We start from the raw sequence: 20,514 nt of genomic DNA on the forward strand, positions 1-20,514 counted from the left end.
CAAGGGGGTCGGGGCTCTCATAACAAGGGTGTCTGTCGCCAGGGATGGCGGCAGTCAAGCGGCCATGGACGGCGAAAAGCGTTCCTTGGTATGGGAGTCTCGACCCCATACCACCTCACTACTTCATTATACCAGTACCCCCATCCCCATATCCCGCTGCAACTCCCGGCGTAACTCCCGCGCCACCGGCCCAACCACGCCTTTACCGATAATAAAGTCATCTACCCGCACTACCGGCAACACCTCCAGAGAGGTAGAGGTAATAAAGACCTCGTCAGAATAGTGCAGATCCTGCAAACGGAATTCACCACTGATCAGGCGCAACCCCAGCTTTTCTTCACACAGATGGATAATCGTTGAGCGCGTCACCCCTTCTAACAGACCGGTTGAGACATCAGGGGTAAAAACCCAGCCACCACGCACCCAGAACAGATTGGAAGCCGACCCTTCGCACAGGTGGCCCCGACTGTTGAGCATGATCACCTCGATGGCCCCGGCGGCCCTGGCCTCGAGTTTACCAAGGAGACTGTTGAGGTTGCTGATGGATTTGATCTTGGGATTGATGGCCTCCGGCGCGTTGCGCCGGGTTTGCGCGACCGACAAAGACACCCCCTGGCGATACAGATCTTCATTCAGTCCTTTAAACTCGCGAGCAACGATCAGGCAGGTCAATGGGCTCTCCATATTGCGCAAAAAACCAATCTCCCCCGGTCCCCGGGTGATGGTGATACGAAAGTAACCATTGCTGATCTGATTGAGGCGCTGCAATTCCAGCAGCTTCTCCTCCAGGTCTGACTGCGAAAAGATCACGGGGTAAGACAAGGATTGGGCCGATTGGGCCAGGCGCATATAGTGTAAAGGAAACTGGTAGAGCATGCCGTTAATCGAACGGAAACTCTCAAAAATTCCGTCTCCATAGAGAAACCCCTGGTCCAGTACCGAAATACAGGCCTGGTCTTCGGCGATAAATTGACCGTTCAGGTAGACGCAGTTCATCATAATCCCTTAAGCAACAGGTCATTGATAAAAGTTACACCGTTTTGCTGTTGACGTTGGCTTTCTTTAATGTTTATCTTCCAATAGACAGTCGGTTTTCGCACAATGGGACAGGCTCTATTTAGAAGAGAGAAGGTCGCGGACTATTGACCGATTTTGGTTCAGCCATCCGGTCAATAGTCATTGTCTCTGACTGGTTATTACTGTAGCGCTTCGGTACGAATTTCAAACGTTTCCAAAAGCCGCTTCAACATACGTTGGTCCTGCGGGTCTTGCAGATGGTCGTAGGTATAAAACCAGAACCAGTATGGCTGCGCATAACCAACCACTCCTTTAAATGTCTGGCGTTCGCCATGCTGGGTATAATCTATTTCAAAATAATGGGCGTGCTGGGTACCCTTGACCTGGACCGGACGATGATCTTCGACATGCTTGGTCCACCCTTCTGCGGTTACCCCTGACATTGCCGCCAGAGCCGAGCCGGCAATGTGACCAGCGGTCGGTTCAGGTTGCTGTGGTTTGAGTTTGGCAAAACTGAATAAAAAATGGGCCTCACTCCGGGTGTTCAAAAAATAAAGGTCCTTGCTGTTTTCAAAAAACCGGCGCGCACGCTCCATCGCCTCTGCTCTGGAGATCTGCTTCCCGGCGTTGATGGCATTCTCCTCTTCATGTTCGGCCTGATGCTCAATCATTTGCGCGGTGGCCTCGGTGGTAGCCTGCCAATGTTCCGGTAGAATTTCAAGAACAAGACCCAGATCGGAGCTAACCCGATGTAACTCAAACCCTGGGGCAATTGGAGCAGATAAGGCAATAGCATTGACTGGATCTAACCTTTTAGCCGGGCCGGTACAGCCCACAGTGAGTACTAGTAAAAATAATAAAAACAGAAGCCTTGCTCGGGTAAAATATTTCATTGTTTTTTCCTTTCATTTAAAAAATCATTCATCCATTTTGACACATATAACTGCTATCTACAAAACAGAATGTCATCATGACTACTTTTTAAGTTAAGCCGTTTGTTTAATTTTTAAAAAAAATCATAAATATGTATCAATTGTATCCCTGACTACATTCTTATTGTCATTCGTCTCTTACTATTATAATTAACTAGACGACTCGATCGAGTCTTTTGATCTCTAAGAAAGGAGAAATACTATGAAAAAGTTAGCTGGATGGAGTGTTTTGATCCTCATGGTTTTGGTTCTGTCCGCATGTGGTGGCAAGCCCCTGATGGTCAAATGTCCCAACTGTGGTTCCGTATTTGATGCTCAGGAGCACATAATTGAACTGGATAAAACTAAAGGTTAATGAATGATTTTCTCCCATGTCGGATTTGACATCAGATCCGACATGGGACATTTTTCTGCCTTCCAGCTTTTTTCCTAAAAACCGCATTATCCTGATAAATTATGCCGCTATCACCCAAGTCCCTCCGGAAGCAACTCGTACAAATACCAGGTAATTTCACTGAACAGATCAAAGAACAGCAAAATCCCTGTAACCATCAGCAGCAAACCAGTGATCAGTTCCAGCAGGTGCATATGCTTTTTCAACCGGTCAAAAATGCCGACCAGACGGTTAAATGCAAGGGCAGATAGAATAAAAGGGATGCCCAGTCCGGCGGAATAAAAGCTAAGCAGAATGGTGCCTTGTTCGACACTGCCGCCACTACCGGCAACAACCGCCAGAATAGCTCCCAGAATCGGTCCGACACAGGGAGTCCAGCCGGCAGCGAAAACAATACCGATCAGAAAGGTACCCATCAGTCCGGCCGGTTTATGCTGCAGATGGATCTGCTTTTGCCGCAACAGAAAGCCGAAGCGATAAATACCGCTCAAGTGGATTCCAAACAGAAAGATCAGCACCCCGCCCGCTTGCTGAATCACTCCCAGAGCATCGCGCAGATAAAAGTTGATAGATGCGGAGGCCAGGCCCGTCAGAGCCCCAAGGGCGATAAAAACCAGAGAAAACCCGGCAACAAACAGCAACGCGTGCCATAAAACGTGGATTCGTCCAGCGGGCGGCGTTTGTTCGTCTTTGAGGTCAGCAAAGGAAAGTCCTGAGATATAGGTCAGATAGGCAGGCACCAGAGGCAACACGCAAGGGGACAAAAACGACAGGACGCCGGCAAAAAAAGCGACCACGATGGTAATATCAGCACCAGCACCCATAATTATTTTCCCTGCCTGCTGCTTATTCTGCCAGCAAAGGGGTTATTACCTCTGAGACTGAAAGACCCATCCAGTCCTGTGTTCCATAAAACACCTGGACAATTGTTCCATCACGATCCATGACAAAGCTCTGCGGATAACTTAATACGCCATAGGATCTGTGCATTGTCCCTTGCTCATCCCGTAAAACAGTCAAACTAAGAGGGAATTTTTTTAGATATCTTTCTACCGACCGTTTTTTTTCTCCTGTGACCGCAAGAATTTTTAGCCCCTGATTTTTTTTATCCTGATAAAGTTGATCCATCGACGGCTTCTCCTGGCGGCAGGGGGGACAGTAGCTTGCCCAGAAGTTAATAATGACCACCTGTCCCTGATAATCCGCCAAGGTTCTCTGAATACCTCGATGATCCAAAACAGCAAAATCCGGTGCTGCATCTCCAACTTTCAAGGCCATGGCAGCCGTAGCGGAAAGACATAATAGAATGAGGGTTAGTGCTGTACAGCAGATTCTCTTCAAGGAATAACAGCTTTTCATAGTTAGACTCCTGACTGATTTTTCAACTTGATTTCATATTAAACCGCTGTTTGTCTTCTTAAAATATAAGCTGGCATACTATTGGCCCATGGGGATGATATTTAACCACTTTTTATTTTTTTAAACAGATGAAAACCTGTTAGAGCTAGGATCTTGGTGATTATCAGGAGAAGATCGATGCAGGATAAAATCTGGTACCTCAAAAATACCGACGGGGTTTTCGCCACCCTCAATGATGAGGACAAGACCTATCTGGCCGGCATCAGTAAAATGGAGGAATGTCGGCGTGGACAACCTTTTTATCTGCCGAAGGATGTCAGCGATAAAATCTATCTGGTCAAAAAGGGGAAGGTCAGACTGGGGATGGTTAATGCGAACGGAGATGAAATCAGCCTTGATGTTCTTGGTCCCGGTGAACTCTTTGGTGAGCTGGCCGTTGCTGATGAAAAACGCCGATCACACTTCGCCGAAGCAACCGAAGACAGCCTGGTCTGTATTTTTTCGCGGGCCGACTTTCAACAGTTTTTAACCGAGCACCCGGAGTTGACCTTTAATGTCATGAAAATGATCGGCTTCAGGATGCGCGAAATGGAAATAAGGCTTCAGGATCTGACCTTTAAATCGGTGGGCGAACGGTTGAAAACCATCCTGTTACGCCTGGCCGAGCGTCATGGTATTGAGGAAGCCGGCGGCATCAGGTTGACGATTACCCAGAAGGACATTGCCTGCCTGGTAGGAGCTACCCGCGAAGCAGTTGCGGAAGAAATCGCCCGCTTCAAACGTGCCGGGCTACTGGAAACGGCTTACCGCTCTTTGTTGATTCCGGACCTTGAGGCTTTAAAAAAACAAGAACGATAACTATTCAGCTCTACCCTGGCGCAGGTTAACCGATGGAGGCCTGAGTTCAAGGGCTGTCTTTTCAGCGTATCATGGTTGCAGCAACGCCTGCATATCGCGGAAGACGTCGCTAATCACCATGAATTTAGATCGTACGTACCCGTTATGGCCGTTCTTTCCCCCAGACCTGATCAAGAAATTTGTCACGACCGGAGCCGTAGCGGTAGTAGCGATAACGCAGGGGATTCTTCTTGTAGTAATCTTGGTGATACTCCTCGGCCGGGTAGAAGGGGGCGGCAGGGAGGATCTCGGTGACGATCGGCTGGTCGAAAATCCCTGAGGCGGCAAGTTCATTGCGTGATTGTTCCGCGATCAGTCGTTGCTGTTCATCCAGATAAAAAATTGCGCTGCGGTAATGTTGGCCACGGTCGACAAACTGACCACCGCCATCGGTGGGGTTGATCTGGCGCCAAAAGATATGGAGGAGCTGCTTATAGCTGACCAGTTGAGGATCAAAGTGGATTTCGACTGCTTCAACGTGGCCGGTGCTGCCGGCGGTGACCTGCTCGTAGGAGGGGTTTGGTACCTGACCTCCGGTGAAACCTGAGATCACTTCAGTCACTCCGTCGAGCTGTTCAAAAGGTAATTCCATGCACCAGAAGCAGCCGCCGGCAAAAATCGCTCGTTGTGGCGCGGATTCATCCGCCAGTGCAACGGTGGTAAACGTCAGGAACAGGATCGTCAGAAATATTTTTATCATTTAATCACCAGGGGATTCCTACAGGCCGATTCGCGAACCGCCCCTACAATGGATGAAAGGTCAGGGATGTGGAATTGATACAGTGGCGCTTACCCGTTGGCGGAGGCCCGTCATCAAACACATGCCCCAGATGCGATTCGCAGCGACGGCAGATCAGTTCATTGCGGGTCATGAACAGGCGCCGGTCAAGGCGGGTAGCGACATTTTCCGGAGCGACCGCCTGATAATAGCTGGGCCAGCCGCTACCGGAGTCAAATTTATGATCAGAGTGGTAGAGGTCATTGCCGCAACCGGCACAGCGATAGACGCCACGCTCCTTGTTGCCAAGCAGAGCGCCGGTAAAGGCACGTTCGGTGCCTTCTTCCCGCAGAACATTGTACTGTTGCGGCGTCAGCAATTGGCGCCACTCGGCCTCACTGCGGATAACTTTTTCCACGTCTATGTAGGCCCCTTGTTCAACAGAAAAAACCCTCACGGTTGATTCGTCGTTATTCATGATTTTATCCTTCTCTGCTTGTGTCGAAAATCCCTGGGACGCCAGCCATAACATCCCCAGTTGTGAAGCCAATAATGTTACAAGCTGTCGTCTGGTAACAGAAGCTGTGAAAATTTTCATTTTTCAATGCCTTGGATTAATAGTTGACCTTTTTACTTGTATTATCTGGTGCTGACGCATATAAATGCAAGGGTTCCAATAAATATTAACGCTCACACAATTAATATTAAAAGTGATGACCTCGGTTGTTGGTTTGTGTTAACTATTTTTGCAACCCAAACCGGCAAGGAGAATGGCCATGCCACCCAAATGTAAAGTGACACTCTTGTTGACTACCGCCCTGATGTTTTTGCTCACCCTGAGCACAACCTCTTTTGCCGATGAACTGCTGTCGATTAAGGCAGGCTATCAGCTCCTGAGCCCTGAAGGCTCCATTGCCGGAACCGACAACGGTGTCGGGCAAAAGATCGACGTCCGTCGCGACCTGGATCTGGATGACAGCGGTGGACTCACCGGTGAGGTCGCCCTGCAGTTGGGCAATTCCCGCCTCGCATTTAACTACCTGCCGATCAGCTTTTCCGGTACCGGTACCCTCAAGGTTAGTGGAACATTCAAAGGTCAAAGTTTTTCGGTTAACGATCGAGTAGAAAGCGAACTGGATATCGCCCTTTACGATATCGGTTACACCTACTTTTTGCTCAATCTGGATGATCTTCCGATCCGTCTGCAACTTGGTCTGGAGTTGGCGGTTAAGATTGCCGATGCTGAAGTGATGTTGAGAAATCTAACAAATGTATTTGAGGAAAAAGAATCAGCGCTGGTGCCAATTCCCACGGTTGGCGTGCGTGGGCGCGTCGCCCTGGCCGACTTTCTTGGTCTGGTTGGGCGGGTAGGCTATATGGAATACGATAATAATCAGTTTCTGGATGCCGAAGCCCAGGTGGAATTTTCGCCACTTCCTACCCTTGGTCTCTACGCCGGTTATCGCTATTTTGATCTGAAGGTTGATGAGAGTGACCTGTTTCTGGAAACAGAATTTTCCGGGCCATTTGGCGGGTTGTTCGTGCGTTTCTGACCCAGTCTGATCAATTGTGCTCAATGTCATGCGGCCACTTCACTTTATTTTGGGGTGGCCGTTTTGCATCTGCTTGCCATTATCCGTTATGCTGGAGCTGTTGTAACCTCATGGGATAACCGAGCGCATTGAAAAGGATCTGACTGATGGCAGCAAAAGTGATTCCGATAAAAAAATCGCAAGCGCAGATAGAACAGATTATTGATGAGGCCTTGGCGAAGCATCCCCCTGACCAGAACCCGGAAGTGATCAATTGTTTAAAGACAGAACTTGAAAAAATTATTGAAACGTACTTTATTGAAGATGTTCCGGAAATCTCGCTGAAACTTCCATCAGATCTGACCCAGCAGCAGTTTGATGAAATAAAAAAGGGTTTAGGTCAGCTGGTTGACTGCTATAATCAACAGATGCTCGAACGCTCCAGTCTGGTGTTCCGTGATCTTTATCGGGCTAAACTGGAAATCTGCCGATTGAGACATCAGTATCAGGCCATGGACAACTAGACAGCTAAGGTTGGCCAACGTCATTTACCCTTGCCTTATTAATGGAAAAAACAAAGATGCCCACTTCTTTTGACCTGATTGTTCTTGGAGCTGGTACGACGGCATTTGCCGGCGCTCGTATTGCTGCGGCTGCTGGTAAAAAGGTGTTGATGATCGAGCAATCCCACTTGGGCGGCACCTGTGTCAATTGGGGGTGCATTCCCAGTAAAACCCTGATTCACAAGGCCGAGATGTACCATGGCGCGCGCAAGGGGGAAGGCTGGGGGCTGAACCTGCAGGCCGGCGCGCCGCATTGCGGGACCCTGATGCCGTTAAAGCAAAAGGCGGTGGTGACGGTGCGTGAAACCCACTATCAGCGTGAGGTGGACCAGTCACCTAATATCAAGGTCATCAAGGCGCGTGGACATTTTATTTCCCCATGTGAAATAGATGCCGGTGGCACCATTTACAGTGCTCCACATATGTTGATCGCCACCGGCGGTGAGCCACGTGTTGTGCCGATCCCCGGCCTTGACACGGTCAACTTTCTCACCAGTTACAACGCCCTGCATCTCCCCTGTTTTCCCCAATCGATAGTCATTCTCGGTGGCGGTGTCATCGCCTTGGAGATGGGACAGATGTTTGCCCGCTTCGGTACCCGGGTCACCATTCTCGAACGTGGACCGCGTCTGCTGGCTGAGTTCGATCTGCGTCTGACAGAATTGTTTCGCATGATGCTTGAGCAGGAAGGTGTGGAGATCCTCTGCAACGTCGAGGCCCAACGGGTGGAAAAACACGGCGACAATACCTGCCTGTTTGCTTTGATTAACGGGGCGGAGGTCGGCTTTAGTGCCGAACGGCTGATGCTTGCCATCGGGACCTCGCCGGTAACCAAAAATCTTGGACTGGAAGAGATTGGCGTGGAAACTGATCAGGCCGGTTTTATCAAGGTTGATCGTCAGTTACGTACCAACGTGCCGGGAATTTGGGCGGCCGGCGATGTGACCGGCGCGCCGCTGATTGCGCCGGCGGGGGCGCGGGAAGCCCAGATTGCCGTTAAGAACATCCTTGATCCAAGCGGCAATCATTCCATCGACCATCGGTTTTCCCCGATGGCGGTTTTTGTTGATCCCGAGTTTGCCACCGTTGGTCTCACGAACATCCAGGCCGAAGCGCAGGGCTATAGCGTTCTGACCACGTATGTTGATCTCGAGCGGGTGCCCAAGGCGCATGTTATGGGGGAAATGTTGGGCGGCGTGCTGCTTACCGCCGAACAGGGGACCGGAAAGATTCTCGGTGTCCAGATGCTCTGCCCGCGGGCAGCCGACATCATCCACGAGGCGACCCTGGCAATCCGTTTTGGCCTGTCGGTGGTCGATTTAAGTACCACGGTTCACGTTTATCCGAGTATCAGTGATGGCCTGCGTCAGGCCGCGCGCGATAATGCCCAGATGCAGGGGCTGATCTGACTCGGCCCGATGCCTCCAACAGAATGGTACTAATTAAGCCTCTCTTGACTCATTAAATCGGGTATTTCAGCTACCTGATCCTTCCTCCGTTGGCCAACTCATGTTATAAAGTCACAGATTTTGTTCGGAAATCCTGACCGGCAATGAGGTGTTATGGTCCGCATATTTTCCCGTTTTCTCAACAGAATGAAAATTCGCTGGAAAATGCTGGTAATTATCCTGCCCCTGATCATCGTACCGATTTTTCTGCTCGGTGCAATTATTGGGTACGTCGCAACCCGCCAGGCTTATGAGGGATTGACGCAAGTCAGTCGTGCCGACCTTGATCATATGGCGAGCTTTACCCTCGACCTGCTGGAAAATCATCATCGCCAGTTTGAGGTGTATCGTGATGACAAGAAGAAAATTGTTGAACAGGAGATGAAAAGCCTGGTTGAGCTGGCTTTCGGTGTGATCAATGAGCAGCAGCGCCGACAGCGGATCGGTCAGATCGATCTTGAGTCTGCCCAACAGGCGGTGGGTAATAGTTTCAAGGAAGTCAGTATCGGTACCAGCGGGTATCTGTTCGCCATGACCGGCAGCGGAATGTTGACCGTACATCCGGCGCGTGAAGGGGAAGACATCAGCGCTGCGCAGGATGAAAACGGCTGGTTGTTTATTCAAGAGATGAAACAGCGGGCCCTGGCGAGTGCGCCGGGGGAAGTCCTTTATACCATCTATCCCTGGCACAATGAGTTACCCGGCGACCGTCGTCCGCGCCGCAAGATTGTCGCCTTTCGCTATTGTCATACCTGGGACTGGATCGTTGCTGCCGGCGGCTATCTGGATGAAACCTATGATGACCCGACCTTTGAGCAGAACGCCATGGCCCTGTTGGGCCAACAGATCAAAAGCAAAAAGGTCGGTCAGACCGGATATATCTACACGATGACCGGAGATGGTACCCTGACTATTCATCCTGACGCTGAAGGTGAAAATCTGCTGCATGCTACCGATCTTGACGGGCGGGCCTTTATTGTCGAGATGGCGCAGCAGCGTGATGGCTGGATTCGTTACCCCTGGCGTGGCCCGCAGGATACAAAAAACCGGATGAAAATTGTTCGTTATCGCTACTTTGAGCCCTGGGACTGGATCGTTGCGGTTGGCAGCTATGAGGATGAATTCTATCGGGCGGCTAACGATCTTAAGTGGCGCATTGCCCTGCACGTGTTGTTGCTGCCGTTGATTATCGGTCTGGTGGCGACCGCCCTGCTCGCCCTGGCGGCGAAGGTTCTGACCGATCCGATCCAGCGGATGATCAGTGTCATGCGCAAGGTACGTCAGGGTCGGCTTGATGAGCAGATGTCGGTGGAAAGTCAGGATGAATTGGGTGAACTGGCCATCGCTTTTAACCGTATGACGCGGATGTTGCGGAAGAACAAGGAGATGGAAGCAGCGCTGGCGCAGCAGGGGAAAATGGCATCCCTCGGGGTGCTTTCATCCGGGGTAGCACATGAAATCAATAATCCTCTGGGGGTGATTCTTGGTTATGCCGGGTATCTGGAGAAGAAGATTCCGGAAGATGACCCCAATTACAGCTTTATTCATGAGATCAAGCGGGAGAGCAAGCGCTGCAAAAAAATTGTTCAGGATCTGCTCAGCTACTCCCGCACCCCCAAGCCGGCACTGGAACCCACCGATATCAATCGTTTGCTGCGCCAGATTATCGATTTTGCCGGCAACCACATGGATATGAACCATGTGCAGATTGTTCAGAATTTTACCGACGACCTACCGATGATTGCGGCCGATGGTGACCAACTGCGCCAGGTTGCTATCAACCTGCTGCTTAATGCCGGAGCAGCTTCTCAACCGGGGAAACAGGTCAGCGTGGCCACCAGTATCGAAGATGATCGCTATATCCGGATCGAGTTTGCCGATCAGGGAGAAGGCATCAGCGAAGGAAATCTGGACAAGATTTTTGAGCCCTTTTTTACCACCAAGGCGCGTGGTACCGGCTTAGGTCTGGCGATTACCAAACAGATCATTGATATGCACCAGGGTCAGGTCACCATCGACTCGGAGATTGGTAGAGGCACTCGGGTGATTATCCGCCTGCCGTTGGTACGTGAGGAATATTGATATGATATGTCAGGGGAATGAGGAATGACGGCAAAACAGATCATGGTTGTTGATAATGAAGAGGGGTTGTGCCGGATGATGGCAGCGGTGTTGATGGACGATGGTCATGCTGTGCGCACCTTTACCGACCCCCTTGAAGCGGTCGAGATGTTTCGCCCCGGGGTGTGGGACCTGGTCATCAGCGACATCAAGATGCCGGGGATCGACGGCCTCGAAGTGCTGCTGCGGATCAAGGCCAAGGACGCTGATATCCCGGTGATCATGATTACCGCTTTTGCCACCGTCGATATGTCGATTCAGGCGTTGCGCAAAGGGGCTTACGATATGCTGACCAAGCCCTTTGAGCCGGATGAGCTGTTGTTTCGGGTGCGCAACGCCCTCAAGCATAACCAGTTGCTCAGCGAGAATGAGCAACTGCGCCAGGAGCTTGCCGGGAAGTTTAATTTTGACAAGATCATTGGTACCTCGACGATTCTTCAGCAGCTGCTGGAAAAGGTCAAAAAAGTCGCGGTGCGCGACACCTCCGCCCTGATCACCGGCGAATCCGGTACCGGCAAGGAGTTGATCGCCCAGGCGATTCATTACAATTCCCCGCGCAAGGAAAAGCCCTTCATTGCCATCAACTGTGGCGCGATCCCCGATTCGGTGATGGAAAGCGAACTGTTCGGTCACAAAAAGGGGGCCTTTACCGGAGCTGATACCGACAAGGAGGGGCTGTTAAAGGCGGCCGATGGTGGGACCCTGTTCCTCGATGAAATCGGCAACCTGCCTCTTAATGTTCAAAAAACCCTGCTGCGTTTCCTCCAGGAGCAGGAATTCCGGCGGATTGGTGATACCAGCCCGACGCGGGTCGATGTCCGGCTCATCTCCGCGACCAACTCCGATCTGGAAAAAGAAGTGGAACAGGGAACCTTCCGCGAGGATCTGTTCTATCGCCTCAATGTCATTAATCTGCACCTGCCGCCATTGCGTCAGCGTCAGCCCGATATTTTGCTGCTGGCTGCCTACTTTATTCGTGAACAGAATCGCAAGTTCGCGACCAATATCAGTGGCTTGTCACCGGCGGCGCAACAGGCGGCCACCAGTTACAACTGGCCGGGAAATATCCGTCAGTTGAAAAATGTCATTGAAGCCTGTATCACCATTGAAACCGAGGACCAGATCAGTTTGACGACTCTGGCCCAGTTTATCGATATTGAAGAGGTGTCCGCCGGCGCTGATGATTACAATAATGCCCTGGCACGTTTTGAAATCGATTATCTGCGCCAGTTGCTCAGTGCCGCTGGAGGGAATATCGAGGAAGCAGCCGTCAAGGCGGGGATGAATATGGCAACAATTTATCGGAAGATGAAAAAATACGGTCTGCGCAAGGAAGATTTGCTCGGCGATAAGGGGAAGTAAAGCAGGAATCAGCCAAACCCAAACATTTCAAGAAGGGAAACGCCCACCGGTTTCATAATCCACAGGCCCAGAGCACACATGATCAGGATGACCATCACCCAGTTGAGAATCTGGGTACGCAGAGCCCAGTTTGGCTCGGGGCGAGGCTTGCCGTTTTTATCTTTACGTTCTGCTCTCACCCGGCTGCGGGCCATACCGCGCAACAGGCGCCCGGATGACAGAAAAATGACTGCCGAAACGACAAATTGCGGCATAACGTCGGTGCTGACCACGCCCGATGCCACCAGGATGGCATAGTAAGCCAGAGCAACCAGCCCCAGTAATGTCATTTGTTGTGCAGGACTCATGCTACCCCGTTATGTTCGCAGGCGCGTTTTTGCGAATCTGCGAAAAGGAAATTTACATCCGGAATTTACAACCGGTGGTTTGCCCTCTGAAAAAAATATCCTAAAACAGCGTTTGAGGCAAGCCTGTTACTTGTCTTCCCCTTCCCATTCTTCATTCCAGTGGCCCAGGGGAATAACGTCCTGCCCTCTGCTTTCATTGATTGTCTGGGCAACTGCGATATACATGGCCGTTGCTGAAGCGATAAAACCGCACAAGCAGCCCAGCAGCAGAAAGACTTGATCCTCCCTGAGGTGATTCATCGACAGTGCCAGCAAGGAACACATGATCGCGCCGTACAGAGTTTGCACGGCTATACTGCGGCGAAAACTACCAAGGAATAAAATGGCTGCAAACAGGGCCCACAGGCTTAAATAGGAAAACATGGTCATAGCGTTGGGGTGACGCCCAAGACCCAGTTCCGGAAAAATTTCGTAACTGATCAACGATAGCCAGAAAAATCCGAAGGGGAGTAAGGTTGCGGCCGCTCGGGGGTGCCCCTGCTGATGACTGCGTAAGCCGTAGGTTAGTTGAATCACCCCGCCGCACACCAGGATGATCCCGCTCAGCAGGACCGGCGGACGGTAGGGCCCCAGCAGGCTGAACAGATAGATCAGCAGTGAAGCAGCCAGAGCCAGAAGGGCTGGAGTAGGGAGTTCGTGCTGGATGGCTTGAGGTGCTGGTGCAGTCATGTCAGCTCCAGTAAAAGGGAAGACAGCCCTCGCAATGGAGGGCTGTCTTTTAGCACCATGAAGGGGTGGACGGTTAGTCGCGTACTTGTTCCAGGACCAGATCTTCGTCTTCGACAAAGATCGGTGCCGTTGCCGGTACGGCTGCTTTTTGTGGACGCAGTGACATGGCCATCATCGCTCCGACCAGCAACAGAACGCCGGCGACCATGAAGGAGCTTTCCATGCCACCGTATTTAGCGTTGAGTAGCGCTGACACTTTGACCAGCACAAAGGCGCCGATGCCCCAGGAGGAAAAGAGAATACCATAGTTCATCCCGTAGTTTTTGGCACCCCAGAAATCCTTGGCAAAAGAGGGGAACAGGGACAGGTTAGAACCGTAGTTAAAGCCGATAAAGGTTGCCAGCAGGGTCACCAGCAGGGCGCCGGAACCGGCTCCGGAGACAACCGGAATGGCAGCAAACATCAAAGCAGCCTGGAAGACCAGCATCAGGGTCAGGGTTGAGGCACGACCAATCTTGTCCGACAGGATTCCTGCAACAATCCGTCCTGCAGCATTACCAATGGCCATAACCGCCACGGCAATAAAGGCCATTTCGCCCATGCTTTGTTTGGCGATGCCGGCGATACTGCCGATGACCATCAGGCCGGCACCGGCACCGATGAAGAAGGTCAGCCACAGGGTGTAAAAACGACCTTCTTTGAGCATTTGAGTCGCCCCAACATCGACCGTAGGTGCTGCAGGGGTGGTTTTAGCGCTGGAAGCTGTATCTTTCGTAGCGGCGGCAAAACCGGCCGGGGGGTTGGTAAGCAGCATCGACATACCACATACAATGACAATGAAGGCGACCCCGAGGATCATCATGGTACTATGCAAACCATACTGGCCCAGCAGGTATTGAGACAGTGGTGCCAGATAAACCGGAGCAATGCCGAAGCCGGAGACAACGATCCCGGCAATCAGACCGGTTTTGGCTGGAGAAAACCACTTCAGAGCCGGCGGCGTTGCGGCCGAGTAGCCGAAGCCGATACCAAGGCCGGCCAGGACACCGAAGCCCAGCACCCAGCCCCAGTAACTCGACGTCATGGAACAAACGATAAAGCCGGCTCCTACCAGCAGACCACCGAGAATGGCGGTCAGGCGTGGGCCAACCTTGTCCTGCATCTTGCCACCAAGAATCATCGATAAAGCAAAGGCCAGGCAGGCAGTAGCGTAGGGGTCGCCCGAGCCGGCAAACAATTTACTGATTTCACCCTTGAGCATACTATAGGCATAGAGAATGCCCAGGGCCAGGTTGATGCCGAGTCCGGCAAAGACAACTTGCTTGCCACGATTTTTGATGGTTTCCGGTTTCATCACTTCTCTCTCCTCTGGTGTTATGACATGAGATTGTTGAATGGACATCACACGATTCAGGCGATGGAACAAAGGCCATTTATTGTCAAATTTGATGGCAAGAGGGATCCGCACCCTCCCGGCAACCTCTCTTTGTGCCGGTTTTGCATAGGCGTAGAGTGGCTGGGCTTCTTCAATTCCCTTGGGGATGGCTTCAGCCGGGTTCACTTGCGCCAGGATCTCCGGGTAGCGTTCGGTCAGACTGGGAAACTTGTCACATTCCCGGTATCTGCTCGAGCAGTAATGAGACATGGCAACAACGTCGTAAGGAGAAACATAGTCTTCACCGACGTCGCAGAATTTTTGGTCTTGATCAAAGTAGGGGCAGATGGCCATGGCAGTTCTCCTCGGGTGCGATTGTATGACCTTCTTTAAGGCAACCTGTGTGCCAATCTGTGAAAAAAAATACCCTCAATAATTCCAAATAGTTAAGAGCTAATGTGCGATTGGTCAAAAACACCGTGACGAGGGCATTTTCGCACATTTGCAATTGCTGCAGGGGGAGGGTAGCCTCCTTTTAACTCGGAACAGAAAAGAAGTTTTATTTCTAACCACTTGAAAATAGGTAAAGATTTCAATAAAACCAATTAGGAAAGGCTGCAATCAGAACAGCGGTTTGTACTTGTGATGTCTGCCGAAGATTTTTTTGCAGAATTGCGAATTTGTGGGGCTGGTCACCGGGTTGATATTTCCGTACACTTAACAACCCGATGATGTGTTCAAATGCAAAAATTCAGAGAGGTGTATTATGCCGACACTAGATCAGATTATGACCCGCGGCGGCGACAAAGGCCAGACCAGTCTGGTTGATGGAACCCGTATTTCCAAGGCTTCGCAGCGGGTAAAAACCTACGGGACCGTCGATGAGCTCAATTCAGTGCTGGGGCTGGTGCGCTGTGAAGAGATGCCGGCAGGGATCAAGGACAAGCTGCTGCAGGTGCAGAACGAACTGTTTAATCTGGGGGGAGAGCTGGCGACTCCTGCCGACAGTGAATTTGCTGCGCGCATACCCAACGTCCACCAGGGACAGATTGACGCCCTGGAAAGCTGGCTCGAAGAGGCCAGATCGCAAATTGAACCAGCCCGGAACTTTGTCCTGCCCGGAGGCACCCGCGCCGCTTCACTCTTCCATCTGGCCCGCACCGTCACCCGCCGCTGTGAACGCGAGCTGGTTGCCTTGGCTGAAATGGAACAGATTAATCCCCTGTGCCTGGGTTTTCTCAATCGTCTTTCCGATCTCTGCTTTGTCTGGGCCCGGCTTTGCAACGACGGCGGCAAGGCAGATATCTTCTGGCAACCGGGGGAACATCGATGACGCGACAGGTATGAATCTGATCTTGCTCGACGACAACGATTTTATTGATGATCATCGTGTGAGGTTAAGTGATCGCCGTTTCGATCACATCACTGGCTTGCTGGGCAAGGACCTGGGTGACCATTTGCGCACTGGGCGGATCAACGGTCTGATGGGGCAAGGGGTGATTGAGGCTATTGATTCCACCGGTCTGACCTTGACGGTTCATCTTGATCAACAGCCACCAGCTCCGCTGGCGGTGACACTGCTGCTGGCTTTGCCGCGCCCGAAAATGCTGCGGCGACTGTTGCGCGGGATCACCAGTATGGGGGTTAAATCTCTCTATCTAATCAATAGTTATCGGGTCGATAAAAGTTACTGGAGCAGTCCGTTGCTGCACCCTGGCAAGATGAGAGAGCAACTCTGCCTGGGCCTCGAGCAGGGGTGCGATACGGTCCTGCCGCAGGTTCATTTGTGCCCGCGCTTCCGCCCCTTTGTCGAGGATGAACTGCCCGGCATCAGTAGCAGCACCATCAACCTGGTGGCTCATCCCGGGGGGGATGATGGCGCCTTTCCCTATCAACCACAGGTTCCCGCTTGTCTTGCGGTTGGCCCGGAAGGGGGCTTTATCCCCTACGAAATTGAAAAACTCAAACAGGCCGATTTCGGGGCAGTTCATTTTGGCGAGCGTATTTTAACGGTGGAGACGGTGGTGCCGGCGCTGTTGTCACGCTTTGTCCGCTAGATCCTTTACGATGAGCGTGGCTGGTAGTATGAACAACAGTCCAGCAACCCATGATGTTTTTGCGCCGCCATCAACCAATGGAATATGACAATGATATTAGAAGAATGGGGCTGGGCGACAGATTTTGCGGAAGCTTTTGCCCCCTTTAATGACGGTCGTCATCTGCCGGCACGGGTGATTCGCGGGGAGAAAAATTATTTTCGGGTACTTTCTCCGGTTGGTGAACTGACTGTCCGCTTTACCGGAAAGATCCGCCACCACGCCGGTGGTCGTCCGGATCTACCGGTCGTCGGTGACTGGGTGGTAGTTGCTCCTCAAGGGCAGGAGCGAGGCACCATCGTTGCCCAGCTTCCGCGCCGCAATTCCTTTTCGCGCAATCTGTCTGGTCGACGTAAAGGCAAGGAGCAGCGGGCCGAGGAGCAGGTGATCGCCGCCAATGTTGATCTGGTGATCATTGTCAGCGGTCTCGATCAGGATTTCAATCTGCGCCGGATTGAGCGTTATCTGACCCTGGTCAGCAGCAGCGGCGCTGCCGCGGTGTTGATTCTCAACAAAGCTGACCTGTGCCCTGACCCTGCAGTTTGTGTTAAAGAGGTCAAAAATGTTGCCGGCACAACTCCGGTAGTTGTTTGCTCGGCGTTGGAACCGCTGCAGCTATTGCCCCTGCAGCAGTATCTGAAACCGGGCCAAACCGTGGCATTCCTCGGTTCCTCCGGGGTAGGCAAGTCAACGATCGTCAATGGGCTACTCGGCGAGGATCGCCAGAAAATCGCGGCGGTCAGCAGTTCCGACGGTAAAGGACGTCACACCACCACCCATCGTGAACTGTTTCTGCTGCCACAAGGGGGGGTTTTAATGGATAATCCCGGCATGCGCGAATTGCATCTGTGGGGGGAGAGTGCCGACCTGGAGGAGTCGTTTGCCGACATTCTCACCCTGGCGCAAAAGTGCCGCTTTCGCAATTGCAGCCATGACCATGAGCCGGGCTGCGCCGTGCAACAGGCGGCAGTTGCGGGAACCCTCGACAGCGATCGCCTGGCCAGTTATCTCAAGCTGAAAAATGAACTCCATGCCCTGGGTCGAGGTAGAAAGTAAACCCGTCAGCCGCCGGCTTTTCAGGTAGCGGATCGCTTTTCTTCAACGCTGCGGATTTTGTCCTGCATGCTCTGCTCCCGATCGATACGTGTCCCCAGCCTGATGGTGGTGCTGATGCGCGGGGCACCTGCGGCATGAATATCTTCATGACAGCGCTTGATCGCGGCGAACACCTGATCAAAATCTCCCTCAATATTCGTGCCGTAGGCGTGCAGATTGATTGTTAGTCCGGCGTCTTCGAGGATTTTCTGACAGCGCGCGATATAGCTGGAAACGGACACCCCCACCCCCAGGGGGACGACACAGAGATCGACGATCACCTTCATGATATTGGGCTCCTTTGTCTGGTCGGGTTGGTATTCTGGTACCGGTAGTATAGCTCTCCCTTGACGTGCCGGCCAGCACTTGGTGGGGCACAATACGGCATTAAGACTCCGAAAATCTCCCATCAGAAAGAATAATCTGTTATATTCATCGGTTCATGGCAGACTTAAATCGTAGCAAAGTCATCGTTCGTCAACCCTGACACAGAAAAAAAGAGGTAGCAATGCAGAATTGGGGACAAGGTCCTTCCGGGGAAGACCTGGAGAAAAAGGTCATCGACATGACCAATCGCTTTAAAGAAAAAATGCAACTGGATCCCAAAAAGAGTATGCGGCCGATTATCCTTATTGTGGCCGTGCTGGTGATCATTATTGGTGTTTACAGCAGTATGTACGAAGTTAATACCGAAGAAACCGGTGTGGTGCTGCGGTTTGGCAAATTTGCCACCTTCTCCGAGCCGGGCCTGCACTTCAAGGTGCCTTTCGGCATCGATCAGGTTTTTCTGGTACCGACCGGGCGAGTGCTGAAAGAAGAATTCGGCTTCCGGTCTGCAGGATCGGGTGTTCGTCCCACCCTTTCCACGCGCGGCCTGGAGGAAGAATCTCTGACCCTGACCGGTGACTTGAACGTCAGTGACATCAAGTGGATTGTTCAGTACCAGATTCGTGACCCCTATAAGTATGTCTTTAAAATCCACGATCCTGTCGGCACGATCCGCGATGTTTCCGAAGCCATGGTGCGCCGGGCGGTGGGTAACGCCAATGTAACCGAAGTTCTGACCACGGAACGGGTGTCACTGGCGCTGAAGGTTGAGGAGACCCTGCAGGAAACCCTCGATAATTACGATATCGGCGTACAGATTGTCACCGTCCGCTTTCAGGATGTCACGCCGCCCGATCCGGTCAAGGGTGCCTTCAACGAGGTCAACGAATCCGAGCAGCAAAAGGAAAGTCTGATCCTGCAGGCGCGCGCCCAGTTCAACCAGGAAGTTCCGCGCGCCCGTGGTGAAGCCCAGAGAGCGTTGCAGGAAGCCGAAGGTTATGCCGTAGAGCGGGTTAATCGCGCCCGCGGTGAAACCAATCGGTTCCTGTCCCTGCTCACCGAATATAAACGCGCGCCCGAGGTGACCCGTCAGCGGATTTTTATCGAAACCATGGAGCAGGTCCTGCCCCAGCTCGATGAAACCTACATCATGGATGATATTAACGGTGGCGCACTACCTTTGCTGCCCCTGCGCAAAATCACGGAAGGAGCCGCCCGATGAAAAACGGATTATTGGTTGTTATTATTCTGGCGGCTGTTCTTGTCGGCCAGGACGCATTTTATACAGTGAACGAAGCCGAACAGGTGGTCATTACCCAGTTCGGCGATCCGGTACGTACTGTTACTGACTCGGGGCTGAACTTTAAACTCCCCTTTGTCCAGAACGTCAACCGTTTTGAAAAACGCATCCTCAAGTGGGATGGTGATCCCAATCAGATTCCGACCAAGGATATGCGTTTTATCTGGGTGAATACCACCGCCCGTTGGCGGATTACCGATCCGCTGGTTTTTTACCGAACCGTTTTCAATATCCAGGGGGGCTTGAGTCGCCTCGACAATATCCTCGATTCAGTGGTGCGTGACGCGGTCTCCAGTCACTTGCTGGCCGAACTGGTGCGCGGCAGTGATTACAAGGCTGACGCAGGTGAAGCCTTTGAGGTAGATGGTAAAGAGATCGGGGCGGATGAAATGATCGGTCGCGAAACCATTATCCGTGATGTGCTCTCCCGCGCCAGTTCCAGTACCCCGGCTTACGGGATTGAACTGGTCGATATCCAGATCAAACGCATCAACTACGTGGAGCAGGTACGTGAGCGGGTCTATGAACGGATGATCAACGAGCGTAAACAGGTTGCGGCTCGCTATCGGTCGGAAGGTGAAGGGGAAAAGGCCAATATTCTAGGCGAAATGGATCTGCAACTGCAGCAGATCCGCTCCGAAGCGCACCGCAAGGTTCTGGAAACTCGCGGTAACGCCGATGCTCAGGCCGCCGCAATTTATGCTGATGCTTACAATCAGGACAAAGAGCTCTATGCCTTTTTACGGACGATGGAATCCTACCAGAAAACCCTGACCAAAAATGGCAAACTGGTGATCTCCGCAGATTCCGACTATTATAAATACCTGCGCACGCGCGATGCCGGATTTTAGCCGGTAACATCCGTTACAACACCCTGAAACGTCGCCGTATCAGCCTTTGCT

General features: G+C 52.0%; 22 protein-coding genes. 12 read left to right on the top strand and 10 right to left on the bottom strand.

Features of this window, described 5'->3' with window-relative positions:
- Positions 1–126 precede the first annotated feature (126 nt).
- Positions 127–999 (bottom strand): aminotransferase class IV, encoded by an 873-nt coding sequence (locus ICT70_RS06465; protein ID WP_191154670.1) that lies wholly within the window; start codon positions 997–999, stop codon positions 127–129.
- Between the two features lie 197 nt (positions 1,000–1,196).
- Complete coding sequence (locus tag ICT70_RS06470) at positions 1,197–1,910, bottom strand: hypothetical protein (protein WP_191154672.1); 714 nt, start codon at positions 1,908–1,910, stop codon at positions 1,197–1,199.
- A gap of 241 nt (positions 1,911–2,151) precedes the next feature.
- On the opposite strand from ICT70_RS06470, the gene ICT70_RS06475 reads away from it, so the two are divergent.
- On the top strand, positions 2,152–2,304 hold the full coding sequence (locus ICT70_RS06475) for a hypothetical protein (protein WP_191154674.1): 153 nt from the start codon (positions 2,152–2,154) through the stop codon (positions 2,302–2,304).
- A gap of 110 nt (positions 2,305–2,414) precedes the next feature.
- On the opposite strand, the gene ICT70_RS06480 is transcribed toward ICT70_RS06475, so the two are convergent.
- Both ICT70_RS06480 and ICT70_RS06485 read right to left on the bottom strand, forming a co-directional pair.
- On the bottom strand, positions 2,415–3,167 hold the full coding sequence (locus ICT70_RS06480) for a cytochrome c biogenesis CcdA family protein (protein ID WP_191154676.1): 753 nt from the start codon (positions 3,165–3,167) through the stop codon (positions 2,415–2,417).
- A 22-nt stretch (positions 3,168–3,189) separates the two neighbouring features.
- Positions 3,190–3,702 (bottom strand): peroxiredoxin family protein, encoded by a 513-nt coding sequence (locus tag ICT70_RS06485; protein WP_191154678.1) that lies wholly within the window; start codon positions 3,700–3,702, stop codon positions 3,190–3,192.
- Positions 3,703–3,879: 177 nt separating this feature from the next.
- Between ICT70_RS06485 and ICT70_RS06490 the strand changes: the two genes are divergently transcribed.
- Positions 3,880–4,560 carry a Crp/Fnr family transcriptional regulator gene (locus ICT70_RS06490; protein WP_191154680.1) on the top strand — a complete coding sequence of 227 codons (681 nt, stop codon included), beginning with the start codon at positions 3,880–3,882 and terminating at the stop codon, positions 4,558–4,560.
- A 142-nt stretch (positions 4,561–4,702) separates the two neighbouring features.
- Here ICT70_RS06490 and msrA read toward each other — a convergent pair whose 3' ends face one another.
- On the bottom strand, positions 4,703–5,299 hold the full coding sequence (gene msrA, locus ICT70_RS06495; protein ID WP_191154682.1) for a peptide-methionine (S)-S-oxide reductase MsrA: 597 nt from the start codon (positions 5,297–5,299) through the stop codon (positions 4,703–4,705).
- A gap of 43 nt (positions 5,300–5,342) precedes the next feature.
- Positions 5,343–5,795, bottom strand: a complete 453-nt coding sequence (gene msrB / locus ICT70_RS06500) for a peptide-methionine (R)-S-oxide reductase MsrB (protein WP_191154684.1) — start codon at positions 5,793–5,795, stop codon at positions 5,343–5,345.
- A gap of 298 nt (positions 5,796–6,093) precedes the next feature.
- On the opposite strand from msrB, the gene ICT70_RS06505 reads away from it, so the two are divergent.
- From ICT70_RS06505 to ICT70_RS06525, 5 genes are all read left to right on the top strand, one after another.
- Complete coding sequence (locus ICT70_RS06505) at positions 6,094–6,870, top strand: porin family protein (RefSeq protein WP_191154686.1); 777 nt, start codon at positions 6,094–6,096, stop codon at positions 6,868–6,870.
- Between the two features lie 146 nt (positions 6,871–7,016).
- Entirely contained in the window at positions 7,017–7,373 is a 357-nt protein-coding gene (locus ICT70_RS06510) for a hypothetical protein (protein ID WP_191154688.1), read from the top strand.
- Between the two features lie 56 nt (positions 7,374–7,429).
- Positions 7,430–8,821: a dihydrolipoyl dehydrogenase family protein gene (locus ICT70_RS06515; RefSeq protein WP_191154690.1), complete on the top strand. Its 1,392-nt coding sequence runs from the start codon at positions 7,430–7,432 to the stop codon at positions 8,819–8,821.
- A gap of 153 nt (positions 8,822–8,974) precedes the next feature.
- Positions 8,975–10,942 carry a sensor histidine kinase gene (locus ICT70_RS06520; RefSeq protein WP_191154692.1) on the top strand — a complete coding sequence of 656 codons (1,968 nt, stop codon included), beginning with the start codon at positions 8,975–8,977 and terminating at the stop codon, positions 10,940–10,942.
- Between the two features lie 24 nt (positions 10,943–10,966).
- Positions 10,967–12,343 carry a sigma-54-dependent transcriptional regulator gene (locus ICT70_RS06525; RefSeq protein WP_191154694.1) on the top strand — a complete coding sequence of 459 codons (1,377 nt, stop codon included), beginning with the start codon at positions 10,967–10,969 and terminating at the stop codon, positions 12,341–12,343.
- Positions 12,344–12,351: 8 nt separating this feature from the next.
- Here the strand turns inward: ICT70_RS06525 and ICT70_RS06530 are convergent, their stop codons facing one another.
- The 3 genes from ICT70_RS06530 to ICT70_RS06540 all read right to left on the bottom strand — a co-directional run bounded on the left by ICT70_RS06530 (position 12,352) and on the right by ICT70_RS06540 (position 15,148).
- Positions 12,352–12,690, bottom strand: a complete 339-nt coding sequence (locus ICT70_RS06530; RefSeq protein ID WP_191154696.1) for a hypothetical protein — start codon at positions 12,688–12,690, stop codon at positions 12,352–12,354.
- Between the two features lie 126 nt (positions 12,691–12,816).
- Positions 12,817–13,419: an acetate uptake transporter gene (locus ICT70_RS06535; protein ID WP_191154698.1), complete on the bottom strand. Its 603-nt coding sequence runs from the start codon at positions 13,417–13,419 to the stop codon at positions 12,817–12,819.
- A 73-nt stretch (positions 13,420–13,492) separates the two neighbouring features.
- On the bottom strand, positions 13,493–15,148 hold the full coding sequence (locus ICT70_RS06540) for an L-lactate MFS transporter (RefSeq protein ID WP_224746876.1): 1,656 nt from the start codon (positions 15,146–15,148) through the stop codon (positions 13,493–13,495).
- Between the two features lie 412 nt (positions 15,149–15,560).
- Between ICT70_RS06540 and ICT70_RS06545 the strand changes: the two genes are divergently transcribed.
- The 3 genes from ICT70_RS06545 (at position 15,561) to rsgA (ending at position 17,946) form a co-directional block, all read left to right on the top strand.
- A complete protein-coding gene (locus ICT70_RS06545) occupies positions 15,561–16,127 on the top strand; it encodes a cob(I)yrinic acid a,c-diamide adenosyltransferase (protein WP_191154701.1) in 567 nt (188 codons plus the stop codon).
- Between the two features lie 10 nt (positions 16,128–16,137).
- Positions 16,138–16,851: a 16S rRNA (uracil(1498)-N(3))-methyltransferase gene (locus tag ICT70_RS06550; RefSeq protein ID WP_191154703.1), complete on the top strand. Its 714-nt coding sequence runs from the start codon at positions 16,138–16,140 to the stop codon at positions 16,849–16,851.
- 90 nt (positions 16,852–16,941) lie between these two features.
- A complete protein-coding gene (gene rsgA, locus ICT70_RS06555) occupies positions 16,942–17,946 on the top strand; it encodes a ribosome small subunit-dependent GTPase A (protein WP_191154705.1) in 1,005 nt (334 codons plus the stop codon).
- A gap of 20 nt (positions 17,947–17,966) precedes the next feature.
- Here the strand turns inward: rsgA and ICT70_RS06560 are convergent, their stop codons facing one another.
- Complete coding sequence (locus ICT70_RS06560) at positions 17,967–18,272, bottom strand: MTH1187 family thiamine-binding protein (RefSeq protein ID WP_191154707.1); 306 nt, start codon at positions 18,270–18,272, stop codon at positions 17,967–17,969.
- A gap of 221 nt (positions 18,273–18,493) precedes the next feature.
- Between ICT70_RS06560 and hflK the strand changes: the two genes are divergently transcribed.
- The gene (gene hflK / locus ICT70_RS06565) at positions 18,494–19,534 is read left to right on the top strand and encodes an FtsH protease activity modulator HflK (RefSeq protein WP_224746877.1); all 1,041 of its coding nucleotides are present in this window, start codon (positions 18,494–18,496) and stop codon (positions 19,532–19,534) included.
- Positions 19,531–20,463 carry a protease modulator HflC gene (hflC, locus tag ICT70_RS06570; RefSeq protein ID WP_191154709.1) on the top strand — a complete coding sequence of 311 codons (933 nt, stop codon included), beginning with the start codon at positions 19,531–19,533 and terminating at the stop codon, positions 20,461–20,463. Before hflK ends, hflC begins: the two co-directional genes overlap by 4 nt.
- Positions 20,464–20,514: the final 51 nt, after the last annotated feature.

The organism is Pelovirga terrestris (assembly GCF_014773365.1).
GTDB lineage: Bacteria > Desulfobacterota > Desulfuromonadia > Desulfuromonadales > Geopsychrobacteraceae > Pelovirga > Pelovirga terrestris.